Here is a 22,685-nt window from a genome sequence, read left to right as displayed (position 1 = left end):
GGTAGCAACTCTAATGACTCCTTCGGGGCCGTTTCCAACATCTCCCGCCCTGCCCTGTAGAAGCAACATGCAGATCACCACAGGAGGCTGAATCATGCACGATGAAATCATTAATCAGGCCCGCGAAATCCTCCCTCAGCGGCTCAACCATACCGACACATTGGCATCACAGCAGGACACCGCGAACTATCTGGCCCTACAGTGAAGCGCAATGCTGCTATTATCTATTCCCCTATCCACGACATCCTGACCACTGCGTCAGCAGCGCATGCAGTTTAGCCGGCTCCAGAGGTTTGCGCAGCACCAGATAACCTTCCTGCTCCGCCTCCAGTAGAACAGGCGAATTAAATTCGCCGCTGACCATCGCGCCGCTCATGTCCGGCAGACGTTCAAAAAGCGCTTTCAGGATGTCGAAGCCGCTTTCGCCGGATCGCAGGCGCTGGTCGCACAGCACGGCGAACGGGGTGAAGCCGTCGTCGATGATGGCGAACGCTTCTTCAGCGGAGGCCGCGCAGCGCACGTTGATTCCCCAAACGCTCATCAGGCTCTCCCAGGCTGACGTCACCAGCGGGTCGTCATCGACGACCAGGCAAGAACCGCGCAGCGGCGCATAGCGTACCGGCGCAGAGGCGTTGTTATCGGCGGGCGGGGTGTCCGTCGCGATCTCTTCGCCAGCATATTGAGTGAAGCGCATCCAGAAGCGTGAGCCTTTACCTTCTATGGATTGCATCCCGTACTTCACCTTCATCAGCCTGGCACAGCGGGCAACCACGGCGAGGCCCAGCCCGTGTCCGGCGCTGTCGATCTTCCAGGCCAGTTCGGGGCGGTAGTAAGGGGAGAAGATTTTACCTTTCTCGTCATCAGCGATACCGACACCCGTGTCCCACACCTCCACCAGGCACTCGTCACCGCGCGGTCGGATGGCAACCAGCACGCCGCCCTGCTGAGTGTAGCGAAGGGCGTTTTGAATCAGGTTAATCAGCGATTGTCGCACCAGCAGCGGGTCGCCCATCACGTGGATGCGGCGTTTGGGTCGACGGGTGGACAGCCTAAGTGCACGGCTATTAGCCTCTTCGCGAAACAGCGTGATCACCGAGTCGAGCAGAGCGCCGATGTCAACTTTGGTAGGGGCAGTGAGCACTTTCCCGGATTCAATCTTGCTGAGGTCGAGCAGAGAATTGAACATCAAATGCACCGAGCGAACGCTCTGCTGCAGGTCAAGCAGCTGGGGCGTCAGGCTGTCGTCCCGGTTTCGGTGGATAATCGCTTCAATCAAAAATCCCATGGCGTGTACTGGCTGACGCAGGTCGTGGCTGGCAGTCGTCAGGAACTGATTTTTATCCAGCAGCGCCTGCTCCGCTTCCTCTTTGGCCTGACGAAACTGTTCTGCCAGGCGTGAGCTTTTTTCCTCAAGCAGCGCTTGCTGAATAAAGTACGCGTGCGACGTTAACGCATGGCGGTAAATGGCGAAGCCGTACAGCAGGTTCAGCATCAGCACAATGAATATCAGCTCGTCCAGCCGCCAGATGATGCCGATATTCAATACTCCCCAGGAGGCGAAGAAAAAGCACGTAAAAGTGCTGATGACTGGCGTCAGATGCGTCGCATTGGCGGCGACGATGGCGGCAATACTGATATTAAGGAGCAGGAAAAAGTCAAAGTTCTGCGTCTGCGGAGTAATTAAATAGAGAGATGAAATCCCCAGCCCGTGAATAAAAGCGATCTTATTTATGCGCGGAAGCCAGCGGCGCAGGACGTCCTCTTCATCATGCTCTTTCACTTCGCGCTGGTAGCGTCGGTGCAATATGCGGATTGCCACGGCACATAGCAGGTAAATAATTATCCAGATAATGGTTGGGCCAAGTTCATCGCCCAGCAAATAGATCCAGATGGCAAAAGGAATACCGACAAATGGCACCGCGCTAAAGCTGAACACCAGCCGCAAAAAAGTGTTGTTTAGCAAACGGATCTGCGCGGGAGATGAGATACCATCTTTCTGTAAGCTCTGGAAAAACCTCATTCTGATGATTCCCGCTTGCCATGCAGAAGCGTGATGGCTTCGACCCGGCTGTTAACGCCTATCTTTTTCAATATATTGCTGATGTGTTCTTTGACCGTGGGCTCAGAAATTGAAAGCTGCGCGGCGATTCGTTTATTTGGCAGGCCGCGCATAATCATATTTAAAACGTCTATTTGTCGCGGCGTTAAGTTAAATTTACTTAACTTCTCATTATTCGATTCAACGGGAAAATCGTTTCTCTCAGGAAACCAGGTCAGATTATCAAGGAGTGCACAAACGGCCCGTGAGAACATTTCAGGCGGTTCGCTTTTCAATACAAATCCGTGTCCCCCGGCGGCGTGAACTTTCTGCCAGATGTCATTATTGTCGTCCCCGCTGACCACCAGGAACCGTACCTGTGGGTAATGTTGTTTTACTTCTTTGAGTAATTTCAGTGCCGTTCCGGACGAAAGCCAAAAATCGATGACCAGCAAACGCGGCGGGCCATTATCCCTAATTTGACGGTAGCAATCTTCCTCATTCGTCACCACGCTCGCCTGCTTAAAATGGCAATGTGAAATCAGAAAATTAGCGATGCCGCTTGCTACCAATGGATGGTCATCAACGACCAACGCATAATTCTGCCCCAAAGGATCCTCCTTTTACCTTCGCATATCTGAGTGTACAGATGAATTATTATCTACCCACCCTACTTTAGGAGGGTTTTTTCGATTAGGAAAGGGAAATATATTATTCGCTGATTTGGGTAATTGAAAACATAAATACAATCAGTGAAATTAACTGATTGGATATCAAGGATAATTTATGAAAAAACCACTCATCTTTTTAAGCGTTACGTTGATGCTCGCCGGTTGTTCCACGCTAAAAACCGATCAGGCTATTCCACTCCTGCAGGCGGAGACCGCTAAAATGCTGGGGCTGGGCTCATCGGATGAAATAACCGTGACCAATGTTAATGGCGCCCAGCCGGACGCACTGGGAGGGCAAAAACTGTCTTATCGCGCTACGACGGAAAAAGGGCGTATTTTCGATTGCTCATCAATGATGATGCCGGGGATTTTAGGATCCGCCCCGACGCTCAGCGCACCAACCTGTACCCCTGTTGTCACGCATAAATAATTAACGGCAAATGAAAAGGCGTACATAAATAACGCCTTTTATATTTTCTGACGTATCTGAGTTTTCATAAAAACGATTTTCCAGACATCACGCTAATGAGTACGGAGATAGCCCGTGAATAACTCTACATCGCATGCTTTAGCGGTTAAGACGCCGCTTTCCAGACTTTACCTCGCTCTATTTTCCGCGCCACTGTTACTGCTTTCACCTGCCGATTTCGCGCGCGCAGCCGATGCCATTTTTGATGGCGAGGCGCGTATAACCGAAACGCTGGGTTACACCGGAGATGTTTACGTTGGACGTAATCAACCCGGAAACCTGCTGATCGATAATGGCAAAATCACCGCCTATAACATCAACATCGGTCGGCTGTTCGACGGCCAAATTTATGAAAGCGTGGTCACGGTCCGTGGGCCAAACGCTGAGCTTAACGCAGTGAACGATCAGTACGTCCTGCGCGGCGACCTGAATCTTGGCCTCGGCACCCTGCGAGTCGAAGAAGGCGCGCTGGCCAGCGCAAAAGAAATTGTTGTCGGCACCACCCGCGGCTACGACAGCCACCTTATCGCCACTGGCGCCGGCTCTCGCGTGACCAGTAATTTTCTCAGCGTAGGTACCGATCTGGGGGCACGCTCCACGCTGGCGATTGAAGACGGCGCGGCGCTCAGCACCGCCTACGATGCGCGCATCGGCAACGGTACCGGGCCGGGTGAAACCGACACGCTAAGCCCGAAAGCCACCGTCACGGGGAGCGGCTCACAGTGGAACGTTGGCCGTACGTTGACGCTATATGGCGACCTGGACGTGCTGAACGGCGGTGCGGTTAACGTTGGCGGCGTGCAGGTGGCGGGCGTCTCCGGGGCAGGTAAAACCGCCGAGCTGGTTATTGCGGGCAAAGACTCGCGCTTTACCAGCGGCAGCAGCGTGAGCGTGGGCGATTATGGCAATGGCGTGCTGTCGGTGATTGACGGCGGTTCATTTTCCGCTGGCAGCAATACGCTGATCGTGGGGACCTCGGGTTCCGGCTCGAACCGGGGTGCGCTCATTGTCGGCAGCCGCGGCAATATGGACACCGGCACGGGTTTAACTGAGCCAACGCTTGGCACAGCGGGCGGCGCGGGTACTCTCGATGCGAATACGGCAATCAGCCTGCGCGGCGGGCTGTTCGGCAGCTATGTCTACTTCAACCATACCGACGAAAATTACGTCTTTAGCAACAAGATGAGTGGCGAAGGTGAGGTGATCAATACTTCCGGGCAGACAACGCTGAATGGCGATCTTTCATCCCTTCAGGCGAACGTGACCGCGCGCGGTGGCAAAGTCATTATCGCCAGCAACATCAACACCCAGCCAGAAGACGATATTTTTGATATTCAGACCCTTAGCGCCGAGAACGGCGGGACGCTGATCCTCAACGCGACGGCGGGATCCGACGTTAGCGACGGGCTGGGCTACAGCAGCGCCGCGTCAATCAAGGCCGGCGGAACGCTGGGAGGGAACGGCACGCTGGGCCAGACCGAGATCCTTTCCGGCGGGCATATCTCGCCCGGGGATGGCGATATCGGCACGCTGACGCTGAAACGTTATCTGAATTTTGTGGGTGACTCTTTCTATGATGTCGATATCGCCGGTGATGGCCGCAGCGACCAGCTGCTGGTCGCAGGCAAAACGACCATCAGCGATCGGGCTCAGGTACAGGTCACTGCGCTGGATCCGCAAACCAGCTACAAAACGGGCCAAAGCTACCGCATTTTAACCTCCGACGGGGGAATTGACGGTCAGTTCGCGGGGGCGGTGTCTAAATCCGCCTTCCTGGACGTGGCGCTCAACCAGAGCACCAACGCCGTCGATCTGACTATCGCGCAGAAAGAGACCGGCGGCGAGAATCCGGGAGGCGAAAACCCGGGAGGTGAAAATCCAGGAGGAGGAAACCCAGGAGGAGGAAACCCTGGCGGTGAGAACCCGGGGGGAGAAAACCCTGGCGGTGAGAATCCGGGCAGCGGCAAGCCGGGGATTTTCCAGACCGTCGCCAAAAGCAGCAACCAGTGGAATACCGCCGGCGCGCTCTCCACCCTGACGCAAAGCGGCCCGTCGCTGGCGCTGTATAACTCGCTGCTGGTACTCAGCGCGGCGGAAGCGCGCGAGGCGTTCAACCAGCTGTCCGGTGAAGTTTATCCGTCAATGCAGTCCAACCTGATCGCCGGCAGCACGCAGGTGTTTAACGTCTTAAACCAGCGTATGCAGCGCGCGTTTGATAACGACAGCCTGCCGATACCACCATTAGCGATGTCGCTGGTGCAGCAGCCGGAGCCGCAAAACAATGGCGTCTGGGGCCAGACCTTCAGCTCCTGGAGCCGAAACGACGGCGACGGTAACGTGGGCAAGCTGGACGGCAACACCACCGGCTTCCTGCTGGGAGCAGATCGCAAGCTGGCGGATCATAACGTGCGTGTCGGCGGCTACTTCGGCTACAGCCGCGGTGATTACGACGTCGACAGCCGTCGTTCCTCAACGGATACCGATAACTACCACCTTGGCCTGTATGCGGCGGGTCAACAGGATGCGTTCTCTCTTCGCGGCGCGCTGGGTTACACCTGGCACAAGATCGAAGGCGAGCGCAGCGTTGATTTCAGCGGCTTCTCAGATCGGCTGAAGTCGGATTACGACGCCAACTCGCTGCTGGCGTTCACCGAAGCTGGCTACCGCTTCGGCCAGCCTGATATGAATATCGAGCCGTTCGTCAATTTATCGTACATTCGACTGCATACCGACAGCTTCAGGGAAGACGGCGGTGCCGCCGCGCTGAGCGTAAGTAACGAAACGATGAACACCTTCTACTCCACCCTCGGGGTGCGCGGTGTGACCGAGCTGCCGAAGAACGTGAACCTCTACGGTTCGTTGGGCTGGCAGCACGCCTATGGCGATAAGAATACCTCTTCGCGCATGGCGTTTGCGGGCAGCGACGCGTTCATTACTCAGGGGCAGGCCGTGGATGAGGACGTGATGGTGGGTGATATCGGCGTGAGCGTACAGCTGTCACGTGCTGCGACGCTGGATGTGGGTTATCAGGGGCAATATGGTGCGGATACCCGCGTCAACTCGGTTAACGCTAATCTGCGCTGGTCGTTCTGAATTATTTCCAGTAAAAGAACCCGCCCTTGTGGCGGGTTTTTGCTTTTAGGCTCTCAGGAATTCAGGGATCGTTCCCAACCGCGTCCAGCAGTTTGTTTTTAAAGATAAACAAACACGCCTCGTTGAAGTTCTCCGCCCCCAGGCGTTCCGACAGCGCTGTCCGCTTGCGATAGAGGCTCTTCACCGACGTGTTCAGCTCATCGGCAATCGCTTCCATCGACATCCCTGCCCTCAACAACCGCAGCATGATCGCTTCGTGCGTGCCAAGCCGTAAGTTAAGCAGCCATTTGGTGGTCAGACGCCTGCCCTTCATATTGAGCACCAGGTTAAATAACGATGCCATATCCGGCTCCGTAAGCGACGTGTTCATAAACAACTTCATACTGAGTAGATTCTCCTCGCGATGTCGCATATCCAGCATAACGCAGCAGATCGTTTTTTTTGTTCTGGCCGGATGGCGTATCAGGTAATCATATAAACGGAGCGGAGAACGGCTATCAATCAACACAGAATATTCATCTGCACTGTTATCAAATATGTTTCTGTCAATCGAGTCGAGCAGGATAATATCCGGGAAAAATAGCCTCATCCCCCTGACAAGATAGCGATCCTGGGTCACTAACACTATTGAAGTTGCCACTAACCATCCCTTTTAGATTAAAGCAAGAACGCACCTTCCGAAAGAAGGCCGCCTTCGTTTTATAGCGCTGTAATATTAACGACAATATGTATTCTGGCGTTGAACATCCCTCAATACAGACATTGATGAGTAAGACTTCCTGTAGACTTTCATTCAATGGCTGGCGTTAATTATAAATAAAAAACAATCGCAGAAAAGTCACTTTGCTGAACATTAAGACTTTTTGTCATGAAACTTCCCAAACATGCACCAGAAAGTACTTTAATTGCTACAATAAAACCTCGCCAGGAATATAAACAAACTCAAAAACACTTAAATAAATTACATTAATATCAAGTAGTTACAAATACACACTCAATTCAAAATAATCACAAAAGACATCTCATTCCAGAATTATCCCAAAACTACCCCTCTGCTTTTCACCATATTTATCCGGCAACATATCAGGTGTACATTACCTTCCACCCAGTTTCCAAAGAGGAGGTTCCATAATTACCTTAAAGTAAGTACCCCATAACGTTACTGCATTCAGATTTAATGTTCTCATTTATGGCCTTTAACGCAGAGTTAAAAGGCGGCCGTGTTATGCAATGGATTCATGATAAACAAATGGCAAATAGATATGGAAAGATCGCTTCGCTTCAATACGTTATTCTTTTATCGCGCCCCAGGATTATTGTTTCTGCTATTTCTGTTTCCTGTTCTCGTTCAGGCAACGGAATCCGTTTATGAGCAACAGATTCAACAGGCACGTAACGGTAATTACACGCCGTTTCTCAATTATCTTCAGCGGTATCAGCAACAGCATGCTCTGACGCCCGAGCAAGTAGCGGACTGGTTACAGGTGGCTGTGTGGGCAGGTCGTAATGACGAGGTGATTCAGCTCTGGCAGCGCTATGGCATTTATATGCCGCTGCCCGCTCGCGGCGTTGCGGCTGTCGCGCAGGCCAGAAGAGATCAAAAAGCGTGGCAGCCTGCCTTATCGCTCTGGAAAGAGGCGCGTAGCCTTGCGCCACATAATGACGATTATCGTATCGGTTATATCAAAACCCTGGCCGATGCCCGCATGGATACGCTCGCTCTGCAGGAAGCCCGCCAGCTGGTGACGGAGGATCCCTCTCCGGCGCATCTTCAGACGCTCTCGTACGTCTGGTTACGCCAGGGAAAAAGCTGGGATCGGCTTTTAGCGGACACGCGCGCGCTGACCCTTTCGCCGGAGAATAACGCGCTCCTTAGCGAGTTGATTGACGCGCTAACGGATAACCGGGTGAGTACTCCCGCGCTGATGCTGTCACAAAGGGTAACGCTGACCCCCGCGCAGCGCCGCCGTCTGGAGCTTAATGCCGCCGCAGAATGGGTTCGCCTTGCCGACGTGCCTGGCAGAACGGAAAAGGAGCGCCTGCAGCTGGCGCAAACGGCACTGAATCGTTACGACGCCCTGCTTTCACGCTGGCAACACGAACCGCAGGCAGCGGAAGACATCATCCTCGCCCGTATCGACAGGCTGGGTGCGCTGTACGCGCATGGCGATTACCCGCAGGTCATCCGTGAATATCAGTCGCTGACGGAGGCGCAGCATCCGGTGCCGGGCTGGGCCATCGGCTGGGCGATCTCCGCGTATCTGCAGGAGAAAAACGCCACTGCCGCCTTCTCGCTGCTGCAACACTATCCGCAATACGCCGCCGATCCGCAGGACGAGGAGCATGCGCTTTTTTACGCCTGGCTGGACACGGGGCAGTATCAGGCCGCTCGCCAGTACGTTGAGCGCCAGACCCGCAGCGTTCCGTGGACCCGCTACGATTTCGGCTCGCCCACTCCGCAGCCCAACGATCGGTGGCTTACCGGGCAGTCGCTCAAATTTAACTATTTGCTCTCAACCAACGCCCTGCCGGACGCGGATAAGCTGGCGCACCGTCTGGCCACAACGGCGCCGGGCAATCAGGGGCTGCAGATTGACTATGCCACTCTGCTTCAGGCGCGGGGCCAGCCGCGCGCGGCCGAGCAAACGTTAAAAAGGGCGGAGGCGCTGGAGCCATCTAATCTGGAGCTGGAACAGCAGCAGGCTTACGTCGCCATGGATCTGCAGGAATGGCGCCAGATGGATTTACTGGCCGACGACGTGCTTGCCCGCGCGCCCGTTGCTCGCAGCGCCAGGCGTCTGGACAGGCTCAGAACGGTGCATCACATGTCCGAGCTGCGCCTTAACGCGAGCAAGGGCTTGCACTCCGATAACCCCATCAGCGGGACGCACGACCTGAACGGGGATGCCACGCTCTATGGTCCACCGGTAGCGGATAGCTGGCGGCTGTTTGCGGGTACCCGCTATGCGCAAGGTAATTTCGATGAAGGCAAAGGCACCAGCCGTCACCTCCTGGGCGGCGTCGAGTGGCGTCCTCGCGACCTTCAGCTCGAAGCCGAGGTATCCAGCAACCGCTATCACGGTGAAAACAAGCCGGGTGCTCGCCTCTCAACCACGTACTTTCTCAATGATAACTGGCAGGTCAGCGGCAGCCTTGAACGCTTATCCCGCACCGCGCCGCTACGGGCACTACGCAACGGAATTAGCGCCAACAGGGGTGAAGGCGGGATCCGCTGGTATCAAAACGAGCGCCGTGAGTACCAGTTCAGCGCCGCCGTCAGCCGCTTCTCAGACCATAATCGCCGACAGGAATACACCCTTACGGGTAAGGAGCGTCTCTGGCAGACCCCGACCCTGACGCTGGATCTTGAACCGGGGATCGCCGCCAGTAAAAACAGCCTGCGGGACACGCTCTATTACAACCCGGCGCGGGATCTGTCCGTGACGGCCGCCCTGTCCGTGGACCATGAGATGTACCGCCATTACGACACCCTCTGGAGCCAGCAGTTGGTGGCGGGAGGCGGCAGCTACTGGCAGAAAAACCAGTCCGTTGGCGCCATCGCCCTGCTGGGCTACGGGCAACGCGTCCAGTGGAATAACGTCATTGATACCGGCGTGATGCTGAACTGGGATAAACGCCCTTACGACGGCAAACGCGAGAGCAACCTCTCCGTCACGCTTGATGCGACTTTACGCTTTTAAGGATGAATATGCTGAACACACGTTTTTCCGTGAGCCTGATCCTCATCGGCTGGCTCTGCCTCAGCGCGAGCGTCTGGGCGCAGGCGATCTCGTTCGTTGCGCCCAGCGAGCGGCCGCAGCCGGAGGCGAGCAAACCCTGGCCGCAGAACCAGTTTCTGGTGCTGGCCTACCACGACGTCGAAGACGATGCCGCCGATCAGCGCTACCTCTCCGTGCGCACCAGCGCGCTAAACGAGCAGATTAGCTGGCTTCTGCACAACGGCTATCACGCCATCAGCGTGCAGGACATTCTGGACGCGCATGACGGCAAAAAATCGCTGCCGCCGAAAGCCGTTCTGCTCAGCTTTGACGACGGCTACAGCAGCTTCTACACCCGCGTCTGGCCGCTGCTTCAGGCGTGGAACGTCCCTGCACTCTGGGCGCCGGTGGGCAGTTGGGTGGATACGCCGGAAAATCAAAAAGTTAACTTCGGCGGCCTGATGACGCCCCGCGATCGCTTCGCGACGTGGGACATGGTGCGCGAGCTCAGCCAGTCTCCGCTGGTTGAGATCGGATCGCATACCTGGGCCTCGCATTACGGCATCGTCGCCAATCCGCAGGGCAGCCGGGAACCGGCCATCGCCAACCGCTTTTATGATAAAGCGACGGGGCGCTATGAAACTGACCAGCAGTTCAGCCAGCGGATCGGCGATGACGTCCGCAAGGTGACGGAGAAAATCGCGCAGGTGACGGGCAAAGCGCCGCGCGCCTGGGTCTGGCCTTACGGTGCCGCCAGCGGTACGTCACTCGCCATCGCCAGGCAGCAGGGTTATCAGCTGGCCTTTACCCTTGAGGACGGGCTGGGGAACGCGCAGGAGCTGGGCAACATCCCCCGTTTGCTGATCGCCGGCAACCCCTCGCTCAAAGCGTTTGCCAGTTCGGTCAGCCGGGTTCAGGAGCGCGATCCCGTGCGCGTGATGCACGTCGATCTCGACTACGTTTACGATCCCGATCCGGCTCAGCAGACCCAAAACATCAACAGGCTGATCCAGCGGGTCTACGACATGAAAATCAGCCACGTCTTCCTGCAGGCGTTTGCCGACCCGCAGGGCGACGGCAGGATCAGGGCGCTCTATTTCCCCAACCGCCGGCTTCCGGTCCGGGCCGATCTCTTTAACTTCGTATCCTGGCAGCTGCAAACCCGCGCGGGGGTGAAGGTCTATGCGTGGATGCCGGTGCTCTCGTTCGATCTCGATCCTGCCCTGCCGCGCGTGCAGCGCCGGGACGATCGAACCGGCCAGCTGCGCGAGGCCAATGAGCCCTACATCAGGCTTTCACCGTGGGATCCGCAGGTTCGCCTGCAGGTGACGGAAATCTATGAAGATCTGGCCCGCCATGCCAGCTTCAACGGGATCCTGTTCCATGACGATGCGGTACTGACGGACGTTGACGCTGCCGGGCAGGACACGACGCGCCAGAAAAGCCGGAGGCTTATCGGATTTACCCGCGCTCTGAGCCAGGCGGTGAAGCACATCCGCGGTCCGCAGATAAAAACCGCCCGCAATATGTTCGTCCTTCCCATTCTGCAGCCCGAAAGCGAAGCGTGGTTTGCGCAGAATCTCGATGATTTTCTGGCGGCCTATGACTGGACGGTGCCCATGGCAATGCCGCTGATGGAGTCCGTTCCGGCGAACGAGAGCAATGCCTGGCTGACGCGTTTGATCAAGGCCGTCGCCGCGCGGCCCGGCGCGCTGGATAAAACCATTTTCGAGCTGCAGGCCAGAGACTGGGAGCAGAAGCCGCAGCGCGCCGTCTCCGACAGTCAGCTTGCGGCGTGGATGCGCGTCCTCCAGCTGAACGGCATCAAAAACTACGGCTACTACCCTGACGATTTCATCAATAACCAGCCTGATATCTCGCGCATCAGGCCCATCTTTTCTTCCTACTGGTACCCTGACAATGACTGATCGCATAATCGCCTTTTCAATTTTGTGTCTGGTATTCGGGCTGCCGTTAGGGGTAGCCGCCCTCTTTACCGGCGAGCTGATTCTGGATTTTGTCTTCTTCTGGCCGCTGTTTATGTCCGTGCTCTGGGTCACCGGCGGCCTCTATTTCTGGTTTCAGCTTGAACGCCGCTGGTCGTGGGATAAAGACACGCCCGCCCCGACGCTCGCCGGCGAGCCGCTCATCTCAATTCTGATCCCCTGCTTCAATGAGGAAAGAAACGCCAGAGAGACCATCAGCGCCGCGCTGGCTCAGCGATACGAGAATATTGAAGTGATCGCCATCAACGACGGCTCGTCTGATAACACCGCGCAGGTGCTGCAGCAGCTGGCGCTGGAGCAGCCGCGCCTGCGGGTGATTAACCTCGCGGAGAACCAGGGAAAAGCCGTGGCGCTCAAAGCCGGGGCGGCGGCGGCCCGGGGCGATCTGCTGGTCTGCATTGACGGCGACGCCCTGCTCGACCGCGACACCGCGGCCTATCTGGTCGCGCCGCTGATTCAGTATCCCCACGTAGGGGCGGTTACCGGGAACCCGCGCATTCGCACGCGCTCCACGCTGATTGGCCGCATTCAGGTTGGCGAGTTTTCGTCCATCATTGGGCTCATCAAGCGGACGCAGCGGATCTATGGCCGGGTCTTTACCGTCTCCGGCGTCATCGCCGCCTTTCGTCGGCAGGCGCTGGCGGACGTCGGGTACTGGAGCCCGGACATGATCACCGAAGACATCGACATCAGCTGGAAGCTCCAGCTGCGCCACTGGGATATCTTTTTCGAGCCGCGGGCGCTGTGCTGGATCCTGATGCCGGAGACGCTGAAGGGCCTGTGGAAGCAGCGTCTGCGCTGGGCACAGGGCGGCGCGGAGGTATTTCTGGTCAACCTGCGCAAGATGGTGCGCTGGGAGCATCACCGCATGTGGCCCCTGTTTCTGGAGTACGCGCTGTCAACGCTGTGGGCCTTCGCGTATGCGATAACGGTGCTGCTGTACATCATCAGCCACGTCGCGCCCATTCCCGCCAGGCTGACCGTTGAAACCCTGTTTCCCCCGGCATTTACCGGGCTGCTGCTGGGCGTGATGTGCCTGCTGCAGTTCCTGGTCAGCTTGTACATCGAGCGGCGCTATGAGCGCAAGGTGGCCAGCTCGCTTTTCTGGGTGATTTGGTTCCCGATGGTCTACTGGATGATTGGTCTGTTCACCACCCTCGTCGCATTTCCAAAAGTCATGCTTAAACGTCAGCGCGCCCGCGCGCGCTGGATCAGTCCGGACAGGGGAAAAGGAAGCCTTCAATGAATGAAAATACCTTAATTTTGACTGAACATCGGTTGCTGCCACGACTTTTTGATGCCGCGTTAACCGTGGTGGCGTGGGGCGGGTTTCTGTTCTTCCTGTATGCCAGGCTGTGGATGCAGTTAACCGAGGAGAGCGACCACCGGTGGAGCGTGATTATTGCCTCCTTTAATACGGTGTTGATCTATTTGCTGTTCGCCGCGCTCAACGGCTGGCTGCTGATTTTGTGGTATCAGTACAACCGCCGCCGCGCGAACGTAAGACGACGTCAGCCGAGCTTGTTGCATCATGACGAACTTGCCCGCAGCTTTAACGTCTCACCGCAGCTCATCTCGGAGATGAGCCAGCACAACCTGCTGACGGTTTATCATGACCAGATTGGACGCATCATCGAACTGAAAACCAGCGCGCAGCAGGACGAGGAAGCGCAGTAACAAAAAGCCCCCACAGAGAATACCCTGCGGGGGCTTTTTTAGCGCAGATGCACGTTACTTATCCTTGAGTACAATCAGCGGCTCGATATCGCTCTCTTTTTTCACCACCAGCGAGTCATCACCGCGCAGGCAGGTCCCGCCGTAATTTCCGCCCACGGTAAAGGTACAGACCTGAATGTACTTGCCGTCGACGTTTGGCAGGCACCAGAGCTGCTGGTAGATATTTTTGCGGTCAACAAACTTGCCGCTGGATTTATCCAGCAGCTCGTCCTGGGCGTTGATGAGATCGATATTGCTGCCGCAGCGTCCGGCAATCGGCTTGACGGCGTATCCGGTCTGCTTCAGCAGGTCGTTAACCTCAAAATCGGTGTCGAGCAGGTAACGGTGGTTCGGGAACAGCTGCCACAGTACCGGAAGAATCGCCTTGTTGCCGGGAATAACGGTCCACAGCGGTTCAAAGACCAGCACTTCCGGGCGCAGCAGAACATCAATCAGGCGTACCTCGCCCTCAGGATGCCCGGTGCGGATCGGCACGGCGGCGTATTCGGTTTCGCTCACCTCGCGGATCTGCTCTATCGCCGTCTCCCACGCCCAGGTTTTCCACACGCAGTTGACGTGACGACCTTCGTCGTCAATCAGCTGTCCGGCGCCATCCCAGCTCAGCGCCTCCAGCCCGTGCAGGATTTTGGTCTCGAACCCGGCCTGCATCAGCGAGCGCTGGATAAAGAGCGCGTGGTAGTCCTCCTCGACATCGTTGTCCTGCATGATGTGAACGAACGGCCGCGCGTGGCTGTGCTTCCATGCGCCGGTCAGCTCTTCAAGCAGCCCTTCTGCCGGGTTATGCCCGCTGCCGCGATAGCCGTTTTTCACCCACTCTTCGAGAATGAGCCCGCCTTCAGTGTGGCAGGACGCGGAGTCGGCGTTGTATTCGTAAACCTTAATCCCGCGCTCATCCATGCAGAAATCCATACGACCGGTGATCATATGGTGGCGGCGCCACTGCCAGGAGAGGCGCAGGCGCGGCCAGAGGATTTTCGGGATGTCGAACAGCGCCAGCAGATTGTCGTCTTTCAGCACTTTGTCCGTCGCGTGCAGGTACATCAGGTGCAGTTCGTTGGTGGCCTTGATCAGCTCCTGCTCGGCGCTTTCGGTGATGGTGAAATACTGGCAGGGATCTTTGTTGATCACATGGCCGTTCGCTCGGATATATGCCTGCTGCAGCGCGTCATTTTCGTTCAGCCATTTTCCGTCGAACTGACGTTTGTTTTTCAGCCGCGCGCCGCGGATTTTCAGCAGTTCACCGTCCGGTTCAGGCTGGGGAATGCTGTGCTCCGTGTCGTCCGTCTGGATCATCCAGCCGAGAATTTCGGTATCGCTGAAGGTGTCATGAAGGGTATAGCAGCCATTCTCCACGCTCAGACGCAGTTCGCGCGTCCACTGCTGTCCGAGCGGCAGCGGGGAGTGAATCACGTTCTGCTCCGCAATACGCACCTTATCATCCAGAAGCTGGGTGATCACCGCCACGTGGCCGGTCTCGTGAAACTCGCCGCCTTTTTGCCAGATCAGCAGTGCCCCGGCGCGCGGCGCGCGTTTTGAGCCGTTGGCAAAAGCCTGAAGGGGCAGAATGTTATCGTTCACCACCTGGCGTAAAAAGCGCAGGGAGAAGATTTCCCACGCCATGCCGACGTCGGTAAACACGAAGCCATAGTTGAGGAACAGGAAACGGCGGGCAAACTCAACGCACTGCCACTTGTGGCCCATGTATTCGTTGCCGATATAGCTGCGAAAGTCCGCGTCTTCCGGGTAGTTACGCGGGTCCAGACTGCCGTAATTTGAAGAGTAAATCGCCACGCCACCGGGCGCATAGCCTAACAATGTCCCGAATGGCGCATCACTGCTTAACTTTCCTTTACGCATGTATCCAACCTAAAACAGGCAGGCGGCAATTTTTTATGGGTTGTCGTCGTCTGCACGTTGTAATTAACCTGACAGAGGAGCGTTTATCATACACCTGCGCGACGCGTGAATAACATTTAAAACAGCCAGCATGCCGCGAAATGCCCTGGCGCAATCTCCTGCATCGCAGGCTCCTGCGTCTGGCAAACCGGCATGGCGTGCGGGCAGCGGCTGCAGAACTTACAGCCCGGCAGCGCGGACGTGGGGCCTGGAATGTCGCCGCGCAGGGTGGCGTCTTCGAGATTGCGGATGCGTGGATCGGGCTGGGGAACCGCCGCCAGCAGCGCGCGGGTGTAAGGGTGTGCCGGGCGCTGATACAGTTCATTCGCCGGGGCCACCTCTACCAGTTTGCCGAGATACATCACCCCAATGCGGCTGGAGATATGGCGCACCATGGAGAGATCGTGGGCGATAAACAGATAGGTTAGCCCCAACTCCTGCTGCAGGTCCTGCAAAATATTCACCACCTGCGCCTGCACCGATACGTCCAGCGCCGAGAGCGGCTCATCGCACAGCACAAATTCAGGATGCACGGACAACGCGCGGGCAATACTGATGCGCTGACGCTGCCCGCCGCTGAACTCATGCGGGAACCGTTCAAGGTGTTCGTGCTTCAGCCCCACTTTGTAGAGCAGCGTTTCCGTACGTTCTCGCTGTTCTTCGCGGCTGTAGCCGTGGATCTGCATCGGTTCGGCCACCAGCTGTCGCACCGTCATACCGGGGTTGAGCGAGGAGTAAGGATCCTGAAAAATTGCCTGCATCCGCTTACGCAGCGGCTTGAGCTCTCTTTCGCGGGCGTGGGCGATTGCCTGTCCGGCAAAGTGGATCTCGCCAGAGGTAATATCGAAAAGGCGCAGTATGGCGCGCCCGAGGGTGGATTTTCCGCAGCCGGACTCCCCCACCAGGCCAAACGTCTCGCCGGGCTGGATATCAAAGCTCACGCCATCAACCGCCTTCACGGCCACGCCTTTACGCAGCAAACCGCCGTTGAGCGGATAGTGCTTGCGCAGATCGCGCACGCTCACTAATGGCGCCTGTTGTTCACTCATGCCTGAATCTCCTCGGCCCATAGCCAGCAGGCGGCGCGATGGCCCTCTCCGGCGGTGTAAAATACGGGTTGCCGTTCACACTGGGGCATGCGCTTCGAGCAGCGTTCCGCAAATGGACAGCCCGGCGGCGGGTTAAGCAGGCCAGGCGGCGAACCTTCAATGGGCGATAAACGTTGATTCACCTCATCCGGGCGCGGCAGCGAGGCCAGCAGACCCTGGGTGTAAGGATGCGCAGGGCGATAAAAAATGTCCTCCACGCTCCCCTCCTCCATCACCAGGCCGCCGTACATCACCACCACGCGGCTGCAGACCTGCGCCACCACGCCGAGATCGTGGGTGATCAGCAAAATCGCGGTCCGGGTCTGCTGTTGCAGACTTTTCAGCAGGCGCAGGATCTGCGCCTGAATGGTCACGTCCAGCGCGGTGGTCGGCTCATCGGCAATAAGAAGCTTCGGATTGCAGGAGAGCGCAATAGCGATCATCACCCGCTGGCGCATCCCGCCGCTGAACTCGTGGGGATACTGGTCGTATCGGCGTTCCGCTTCAGCAATGCCCACCTGATCCAGCATGGCTATTGCTGCCGCTTTGGCCGCTTTTTTCGACAGTTTTTTATTTCGCACCAGGATCTCAGACATCTGCTTGCCGATAGTGAGCACCGGGTTCAGGGCGGTCATCGGATCCTGAAAAATCATCGCGATCTCGTTGCCGCGAATGGCACGCATCTGCGCGGGCGTTTTCTGCGCCAGGTCCTCATTCTGGAAGCGAATGCTGCCGCCGGTTATCCGTCCGTTGCTCCCCAGAAGCTGGATAATCGACTTACAGGTGACGCTTTTCCCGCAGCCCGACTCGCCGACGATACCGACGAGTTCCCCCGGCTGAACCTGAAAGCTCACGCCGCGCACCGCGTGAACCTCGCCCTCGCGGGTGCGGAACGTGGTTTGCAGGTTCTCAAGCGCTAATAAGTTACTCATCGCGATTTGCTCCCGGCTCAAAGGCGGTACGGAACACATCGCCCAGCACGTTAAAGCTGAACACCGTCAGCAGGATCAGAATGCCGGGGAACATCGCCAGCCACGACGCTTCGCCAATATAAGACTGGGCGTTGTTAAGCATGCTTCCCCATGATGCCGCCGGTGCCTGCACGCCCAGCCCTAAGAAGCTGAGCGTAGACTCCATCAGAATGGCCGAGGCGATATTCAGCGTGGCCGCCACGATAATGGTCGGCAGCACGCCGGGAATGATGTGGCGCACGATAATACGCAGCGGATGCGCTCCCGACGCGCGGGCATAAAGCACGTACTCGCACTCTTTCACCGATAGGGTTTCAGCACGCACCAGACGCGACATGTTCATCCACGTCAGCAGGCTGATAATCAGAATGATGTTATCCACGCCCGGCTTGAGGTAAGCATTCACCACCAGCAGCAGGAAGAAGGCCGGAATGGCCATCAGGATATCCACGGCGCGCATCATCAGGTTATCCAGCCAGCCGCCAAAATAGCCGCTCACCGTTCCTACCACCGTGCCGATAAGCGTGGAAAAGAGCATGGCAAGAAAACCGACCATCAGGGAGATCTGGCCGCCGTACAGCGCGCGGGTAAAGTAGTCGCGCCCGTATTCGTCGGTGCCGAACCAGTGCGCGGCATCCGGCGGCAACGTGCGCGCGCCGAGCGCCATCCGATCTGGATCGTACGGACTTAACCCCGCACAGAACGCGGCGACAACGAAAATAAAAAGCACAAACAGGGAGAACTGCGCCGGACGGTTGCGGCGCAGCTGGTGACGAACCTGCTGCCAGCGTCTGCTCATCCGGTTACCTCAGCGTACGAATGCGGGGATCGGCGAAGCGATAAAGCACGTCGGCGATCAGGTTACCGACGATCAGCATTATCGACGAGAGCATGATGATCGCCATAATCAGCGGGTAGTCCAGCGAGGCGATCGACTGGATCCCGAGCAGCCCCATCCCCGGCCAGGAGAAGACGCTTTCCGTCACATAGGCCCCCACAATCAGCTCACCGAACGACAATCCGAACAGGGTGATCACCGGCAGCAGCACGTTTTTCAGCACGTGGCGGAACAGAATGCTGGAACGCGTGGCGCCGTAGGCCAGCTGGGTCTGCACGTAGTCGGCCGAGAGCTGCGAGATGGTGTTGGAGCGGATGTAGCGTACGTAGCTGGAAAGATTATAAAACGTGAGAGCAATACACGGCAGCACGCCGTGGCGCAGCAGATCCAGCGCATTATCTTCCATGCCGATGGTGCGCATCCCCATGCTGGGGAACCAGTTAAGCTGCACGGCAAAAACGGTGATGAGCAAAATGCCGAACCAGAAAATCGGTACCGAGATGCCGATATAGGCAAACAGGTTCAACAGGTGATCCAGCCAGCGGTGCTTAAATGCCCCCGCCAGCAGCCCCAGCGGGATCGCCAGCACGATAGCCATCAGCAGCGACGCCCCCATCAGCCCCAGCGTGGCCGGAATGCGTTCGCCGATCATCTCCAGCACCGGGCGGTGGTAAATCAACGAATAGCCGAGATCGCCCTGCAGGACGCTTTTCAGCCACAAGACGTACTGCGTGACCAGCGGCTTATCCAGCCCCAGGCTCTGGCGAATTCGCTCAATATCTTCCGGCGCCATACGCGGCGTGATGTACGCGGCCACGGGGTCGCCGGGCGCGAGCTTGACCAGCAAAAACGCCACCAGCGAAATAAAGAAAAGCATCGGCAGCAGCTGCAGCAGCCGACGCGTGAGGAGTGTGTTCACGACGTGCCCTTAAAAGGCCCCGATCTTACGACCGGGGCAACAGCCTATTTTTGATAAATTTTTGACAGTTCCTGGAACAGATAAACCGGCTTCGGCTCCGCTTCCTTCGTGCCGCCGAAGCGTTTATCCACGGCGACGGTCGCATTGGTGTAGGCGATCGGGTAGTAGGTCATCTCGTTCGCCACGGTCTGCTGAATTTGCTTGTAGATATCGGCACGTTTCGCGGCGTCGGTTTCCACGGCACCTTTATCCCACAGGGCATCAAACTGCGGATTTTTGTAGTGCGCGTAGTTATAGGCTTCGTTGCTCATGAATAGCGATTTGTAACCGTCCGGCTCTGCTCCCATAATGTAGCCGCCCAGGTTCAGTTCCCACGCGGTGTTGTTCATATCAAGACTGCGCTGAGACATGGCGTTGGAGTCCAGCGGCATCAGCTCCACGTTCACCCCAATGCCCTTCAGCGCCTGCTGAATGTAGAGCGCCATGCTCTCCTGGGTTTTGTTGGTGTTCACATACGCCAGGCGTAGCTTGAGATTATCCGGCGCGCCGGACGTCTTCAGCAGGTCTTTGGCTTTTTGCAGATCGAATTTGTACTGTTCAACGTCATCCGTCTTGTAAAGCGTATCTGGCGTCAGGAACGAGGTTGCCGGTTTAGCGTAGTCCAGCGAGGTAAACGCGGTCTGGGTTAGCTCGTCTTTGTTGATGGCGTACGCGATGGCCTGACGCAGCGCTTTGCTCTTCATCACCGCCACGTTCTGGTTGAACGTCATATAGGCCAGACGGCCTTCCGGATAGACCACGAAGTCAAATTTCCCGGTATTTTTCAGGCGGTTCACATCCTGCGGGTCAACCATCTTGAGGTTGATTTCACCGTTTTGCAGCGCCAGGTTGGCGGCGTTGCTGTCTTTGGCGAAACGGTAGGTGACGGAATCGAGCTTCGGTTTGCCGTTCCAGTAATCGTCGAAGCGCGTAAGGGCGTAATACTGACCGGCGCGATACTCTTTAAATTTGAACGGCCCGGAACCGACCGGCGCATCGTTTTTGGTGCTCTTTTCCAGGTCGCCTTCACCGGCGAACACGTGCTGCGGGATCGGGTAGATCTGCACCAGGGTGCCGGTAAAGGCCGCGCTGACCTGCGGTAAGGTGAACTTAACGGTGCGCTCATCAACCTTGCTCACTTCAACAGGCTTGCCGCCGTAGGTAAACATGCTGCGGAAGAAGCTGTGCTGTTTGGCATCCAGCAGCTTATTGAAGGTGAAGACCACGTCGTCCGCCGTCAGCGGCTGGCCGTCCTGCCATTTTAGGTTGGGTTTTAGCGTCAGGGTATAGCTCAGGTTGTCGGCAGAAGGCGTCAGGCTTTCCGCCAGGCCCCACTCAATGTTGCCGTTATTAAAGCTGTACAGCGGGGCATAAAGCGCCTGCATGATGGTTAATGTTGTGCGGTCGCTGGCGTAGAGCGGATTAACGGCTAACGGGTCGCCGGAGGTAATCCCTATAATGAGCGAACCGCCCTCTTTTGGCGCGTCGCTTTTTGCCGCCGCGGCCGAATTTGTCTCTTTATTTTTCGCATCATCACAGCCCGCCAGGCCTAACGCGAGCGAAACGACCACTGCCGATAACAGAAGCTTGCGCATCTCACTAACTCCTTGCCTTATAAAGTGTTTATTACTGCATCTTTTATTTATGTTGAAGCATCATATTCAGCTTTAGCGGTTTACGCATTAATTATGAAAATGCGATTTTCGATTAAGCTTATGCCGGATTTGATATATATAAGCAGCAGAAGGAATAGCGGTTAATTGCTTGCGCTCACAACGTTAAACGCTTCACAAATCTCCTGCTACACTGCCTCAACACATCACTAAAAAGGCAGGCCAACATGTCAGACAACACGTATCAGCCACCCAAAGTGTGGGAATGGAAAAAGAACGGCGGCGGCGCGTTCGCCAACATCAACCGTCCAATTTCCGGCGCAACGCATGAGAAGGATTTGCCCGTAGGCTCTCACCCGCTGCAGCTCTACTCGCTGGGCACACCCAACGGCCAGAAGGTGACGATCATGCTCGAAGAGCTGCTGGCGCTGGGCGTGACGGGCGCGGAATACGATGCGTGGTTGATCCGCATCGGCGAGGGCGACCAGTTCTCCAGCGGGTTTGTCGACGTGAACCCGAACTCGAAAATACCGGCGCTGCGTGACCACTCCACGAACCCGCCAACGCGCGTATTTGAATCCGGCAATATCCTGCTTTACCTGGCAGAGAAATTCGGCCACTTCCTGCCGAAAGATCCGGCGGGACGCACCGAGACGCTGAACTGGCTGTTTTGGCTCCAGGGCGCGGCACCGTTCCTCGGCGGCGGCTTTGGCCACTTCTACAACTATGCGCCGGTAAAAATCGAGTACGCGATTGACCGATTCACCATGGAAGCTAAGCGCCTGTTCGACGTGCTGGATAAACAGCTGGCGCGCGGTCGCTACGTGGCGGGTGAGGAGTACACCATCGCGGATATGGCGATTTGGCCTTGGTTCGGCTGCGTGGCACTGGGCAGCGTCTATAACGCCGCCGAATTCCTGGACGCGGAGAAGTACACCAACGTCCAGCGCTGGGCGAAGGACGTGGCGAACCGCCATGCGGTTAAGCGCGGTCGCATCGTTAACCGCACCAGCGGCGAGCTGAACGAGCAGCTCCACGAACGCCACGCGGCGAGCGACTTCGATACCAATACGGAAGACAAGCGTCAGGCGTAACGTTCCGCCGGGCGGCTCCCCGCCCGGCAGCCGCGATCCTTGCCCAGGGCATGATTAGCCTAAAGGTTGAGTGGCTATTGCTGGCACTATCTGGACGTTTTTCTCACCTCAGAATGAGAAACGCCGTATCAACTGACAGCAGTCACAAAGGATCTGTTATGAGACTTATTAAAACAACGCTGGTTATCAGCGCCCTCATTTTTTCCACCTCGGGAATGGCCATCGACAAAACCGCCGCCGGCGCGGTAGCAGGTGCTGCTATTGGCGCAGCCACGGGCAAAGATCTGAAATCAACCGTGGGTGGTGCCGTGGTTGGCGCAGGCACGGGTGCAATGTTCAAAAACGGCGAAAAAGGCAAAGACGCACGTAAGGGCGGTGCCGTGGGTGCCGTCGTTGGCGCGGGCGCGGCTGCGGTGACGGGCAATAGCGTGCTGAAAGGCGCGGCCGTGGGTGCCGGCACGGGCGCGCTGATTGGTGAAGCGACGCACTGATAG

17 protein-coding genes are annotated in these 22,685 nt (G+C 57.0%); 8 read left to right on the top strand and 9 right to left on the bottom strand.

Annotation, left to right across the window (positions count from 1 at the left end):
* Nucleotides 1–232 precede the first annotated feature (232 nt).
* Both APT89_RS09470 and APT89_RS09465 read right to left on the bottom strand, forming a co-directional pair.
* The gene (locus APT89_RS09470) at nucleotides 233–2,020 is read right to left on the bottom strand and encodes a hybrid sensor histidine kinase/response regulator (RefSeq protein WP_041908173.1); all 1,788 of its coding nucleotides are present in this window, start codon (nucleotides 2,018–2,020) and stop codon (nucleotides 233–235) included.
* A complete protein-coding gene (locus tag APT89_RS09465; RefSeq protein ID WP_048957273.1) occupies nucleotides 2,017–2,649 on the bottom strand; it encodes a response regulator transcription factor in 633 nt (210 codons plus the stop codon). The genes APT89_RS09470 and APT89_RS09465 overlap by 4 nt, the downstream gene beginning before the upstream one ends.
* Before the next feature lie 175 nt (nucleotides 2,650–2,824).
* Here APT89_RS09465 and APT89_RS09460 point away from each other — a divergent pair, with 175 nt between their 5' ends.
* A complete protein-coding gene (locus APT89_RS09460) occupies nucleotides 2,825–3,139 on the top strand; it encodes a lipoprotein (protein ID WP_028014394.1) in 315 nt (104 codons plus the stop codon).
* 114 nt (nucleotides 3,140–3,253) lie between these two features.
* Nucleotides 3,254–6,271 (top strand): autotransporter outer membrane beta-barrel domain-containing protein, encoded by a 3,018-nt coding sequence (locus tag APT89_RS09455; protein WP_047364566.1) that lies wholly within the window; start codon nucleotides 3,254–3,256, stop codon nucleotides 6,269–6,271.
* 61 nt (nucleotides 6,272–6,332) lie between these two features.
* On the opposite strand, the gene APT89_RS09450 is transcribed toward APT89_RS09455, so the two are convergent.
* The gene (locus tag APT89_RS09450) at nucleotides 6,333–6,860 is read right to left on the bottom strand and encodes a helix-turn-helix domain-containing protein (protein WP_072201717.1); all 528 of its coding nucleotides are present in this window, start codon (nucleotides 6,858–6,860) and stop codon (nucleotides 6,333–6,335) included.
* Nucleotides 6,861–7,533: 673 nt separating this feature from the next.
* On the opposite strand from APT89_RS09450, the gene pgaA reads away from it, so the two are divergent.
* From pgaA to pgaD, 4 genes are read left to right on the top strand one after another with little or no spacing between them, the layout of a single operon-like run.
* Nucleotides 7,534–9,972 carry a poly-beta-1,6 N-acetyl-D-glucosamine export porin PgaA gene (gene pgaA, locus APT89_RS09445; RefSeq protein WP_060572169.1) on the top strand — a complete coding sequence of 813 codons (2,439 nt, stop codon included), beginning with the start codon at nucleotides 7,534–7,536 and terminating at the stop codon, nucleotides 9,970–9,972.
* Between the two features lie 8 nt (nucleotides 9,973–9,980).
* Nucleotides 9,981–11,918 (top strand): poly-beta-1,6-N-acetyl-D-glucosamine N-deacetylase PgaB, encoded by a 1,938-nt coding sequence (gene pgaB, locus APT89_RS09440; protein ID WP_060572167.1) that lies wholly within the window; start codon nucleotides 9,981–9,983, stop codon nucleotides 11,916–11,918.
* Entirely contained in the window at nucleotides 11,911–13,242 is a 1,332-nt protein-coding gene (gene pgaC / locus APT89_RS09435) for a poly-beta-1,6-N-acetyl-D-glucosamine synthase (protein ID WP_028014399.1), read from the top strand. The genes pgaB and pgaC overlap by 8 nt, the downstream gene beginning before the upstream one ends.
* Nucleotides 13,239–13,673, top strand: a complete 435-nt coding sequence (pgaD, locus tag APT89_RS09430) for a poly-beta-1,6-N-acetyl-D-glucosamine biosynthesis protein PgaD (RefSeq protein WP_041908160.1) — start codon at nucleotides 13,239–13,241, stop codon at nucleotides 13,671–13,673. The genes pgaC and pgaD overlap by 4 nt, the downstream gene beginning before the upstream one ends.
* Before the next feature lie 54 nt (nucleotides 13,674–13,727).
* Here pgaD and gss read toward each other — a convergent pair whose 3' ends face one another.
* The 6 genes from gss to APT89_RS09400 form a co-directional block, all read right to left on the bottom strand.
* Complete coding sequence (gene gss, locus APT89_RS09425) at nucleotides 13,728–15,590, bottom strand: bifunctional glutathionylspermidine amidase/synthase (protein WP_060572164.1); 1,863 nt, start codon at nucleotides 15,588–15,590, stop codon at nucleotides 13,728–13,730.
* Between the two features lie 116 nt (nucleotides 15,591–15,706).
* Nucleotides 15,707–16,678 carry an ABC transporter ATP-binding protein gene (locus tag APT89_RS09420; protein WP_041908156.1) on the bottom strand — a complete coding sequence of 324 codons (972 nt, stop codon included), beginning with the start codon at nucleotides 16,676–16,678 and terminating at the stop codon, nucleotides 15,707–15,709.
* Nucleotides 16,675–17,649 carry an ABC transporter ATP-binding protein gene (locus tag APT89_RS09415; RefSeq protein ID WP_041908154.1) on the bottom strand — a complete coding sequence of 325 codons (975 nt, stop codon included), beginning with the start codon at nucleotides 17,647–17,649 and terminating at the stop codon, nucleotides 16,675–16,677. The genes APT89_RS09420 and APT89_RS09415 overlap by 4 nt, the downstream gene beginning before the upstream one ends.
* The gene (locus APT89_RS09410; RefSeq protein WP_060572162.1) at nucleotides 17,642–18,487 is read right to left on the bottom strand and encodes an ABC transporter permease; all 846 of its coding nucleotides are present in this window, start codon (nucleotides 18,485–18,487) and stop codon (nucleotides 17,642–17,644) included. The genes APT89_RS09415 and APT89_RS09410 overlap by 8 nt, the downstream gene beginning before the upstream one ends.
* Before the next feature lie 4 nt (nucleotides 18,488–18,491).
* The gene (locus APT89_RS09405) at nucleotides 18,492–19,445 is read right to left on the bottom strand and encodes an ABC transporter permease (RefSeq protein ID WP_028014405.1); all 954 of its coding nucleotides are present in this window, start codon (nucleotides 19,443–19,445) and stop codon (nucleotides 18,492–18,494) included.
* A 44-nt stretch (nucleotides 19,446–19,489) separates the two neighbouring features.
* The gene (locus APT89_RS09400; RefSeq protein ID WP_060572160.1) at nucleotides 19,490–21,079 is read right to left on the bottom strand and encodes an ABC transporter substrate-binding protein; all 1,590 of its coding nucleotides are present in this window, start codon (nucleotides 21,077–21,079) and stop codon (nucleotides 19,490–19,492) included.
* A 245-nt stretch (nucleotides 21,080–21,324) separates the two neighbouring features.
* On the opposite strand from APT89_RS09400, the gene yghU reads away from it, so the two are divergent.
* Both yghU and APT89_RS09390 read left to right on the top strand, forming a co-directional pair.
* The gene (gene yghU, locus APT89_RS09395; protein WP_028014407.1) at nucleotides 21,325–22,191 is read left to right on the top strand and encodes a glutathione-dependent disulfide-bond oxidoreductase; all 867 of its coding nucleotides are present in this window, start codon (nucleotides 21,325–21,327) and stop codon (nucleotides 22,189–22,191) included.
* 158 nt (nucleotides 22,192–22,349) lie between these two features.
* The gene (locus APT89_RS09390; RefSeq protein ID WP_028014408.1) at nucleotides 22,350–22,682 is read left to right on the top strand and encodes a YMGG-like glycine zipper-containing protein; all 333 of its coding nucleotides are present in this window, start codon (nucleotides 22,350–22,352) and stop codon (nucleotides 22,680–22,682) included.
* Nucleotides 22,683–22,685 lie beyond the last annotated feature (3 nt).

Source organism: Enterobacter sp. 50588862 (assembly GCF_001462935.1).
In the GTDB taxonomy this organism is placed as follows: Bacteria; Pseudomonadota; Gammaproteobacteria; order Enterobacterales; family Enterobacteriaceae; genus Enterobacter; species Enterobacter bugandensis.
This window is presented reverse-complemented; position numbering and strand designations above follow the sequence as displayed.

Coding starts and splice junctions, on each gene's coding strand:
- APT89_RS09470 (WP_041908173.1), bottom strand. CDS start 2,020: ATGAGGTTTTTCCAGAGCTTACAGAAAGATGGTATCTCATCTCCCGCG.
- APT89_RS09460 (WP_028014394.1), top strand. CDS start 2,825: ATGAAAAAACCACTCATCTTTTTAAGCGTTACGTTGATGCTCGCCGGT.
- APT89_RS09450 (WP_072201717.1), bottom strand. CDS start 6,860: ATGAGGCTATTTTTCCCGGATATTATCCTGCTCGACTCGATTGACAGA.
- pgaA (WP_060572169.1), top strand. CDS start 7,534: ATGGAAAGATCGCTTCGCTTCAATACGTTATTCTTTTATCGCGCCCCA.
- pgaB (WP_060572167.1), top strand. CDS start 9,981: ATGCTGAACACACGTTTTTCCGTGAGCCTGATCCTCATCGGCTGGCTC.
- pgaC (WP_028014399.1), top strand. CDS start 11,911: ATGACTGATCGCATAATCGCCTTTTCAATTTTGTGTCTGGTATTCGGG.
- pgaD (WP_041908160.1), top strand. CDS start 13,239: ATGAATGAAAATACCTTAATTTTGACTGAACATCGGTTGCTGCCACGA.
- gss (WP_060572164.1), bottom strand. CDS start 15,590: ATGCGTAAAGGAAAGTTAAGCAGTGATGCGCCATTCGGGACATTGTTA.
- APT89_RS09420 (WP_041908156.1), bottom strand. CDS start 16,678: ATGAGTGAACAACAGGCGCCATTAGTGAGCGTGCGCGATCTGCGCAAG.
- APT89_RS09415 (WP_041908154.1), bottom strand. CDS start 17,649: ATGAGTAACTTATTAGCGCTTGAGAACCTGCAAACCACGTTCCGCACC.
- APT89_RS09410 (WP_060572162.1), bottom strand. CDS start 18,487: ATGAGCAGACGCTGGCAGCAGGTTCGTCACCAGCTGCGCCGCAACCGT.
- APT89_RS09400 (WP_060572160.1), bottom strand. CDS start 21,079: ATGCGCAAGCTTCTGTTATCGGCAGTGGTCGTTTCGCTCGCGTTAGGC.
- yghU (WP_028014407.1), top strand. CDS start 21,325: ATGTCAGACAACACGTATCAGCCACCCAAAGTGTGGGAATGGAAAAAG.
- APT89_RS09390 (WP_028014408.1), top strand. CDS start 22,350: ATGAGACTTATTAAAACAACGCTGGTTATCAGCGCCCTCATTTTTTCC.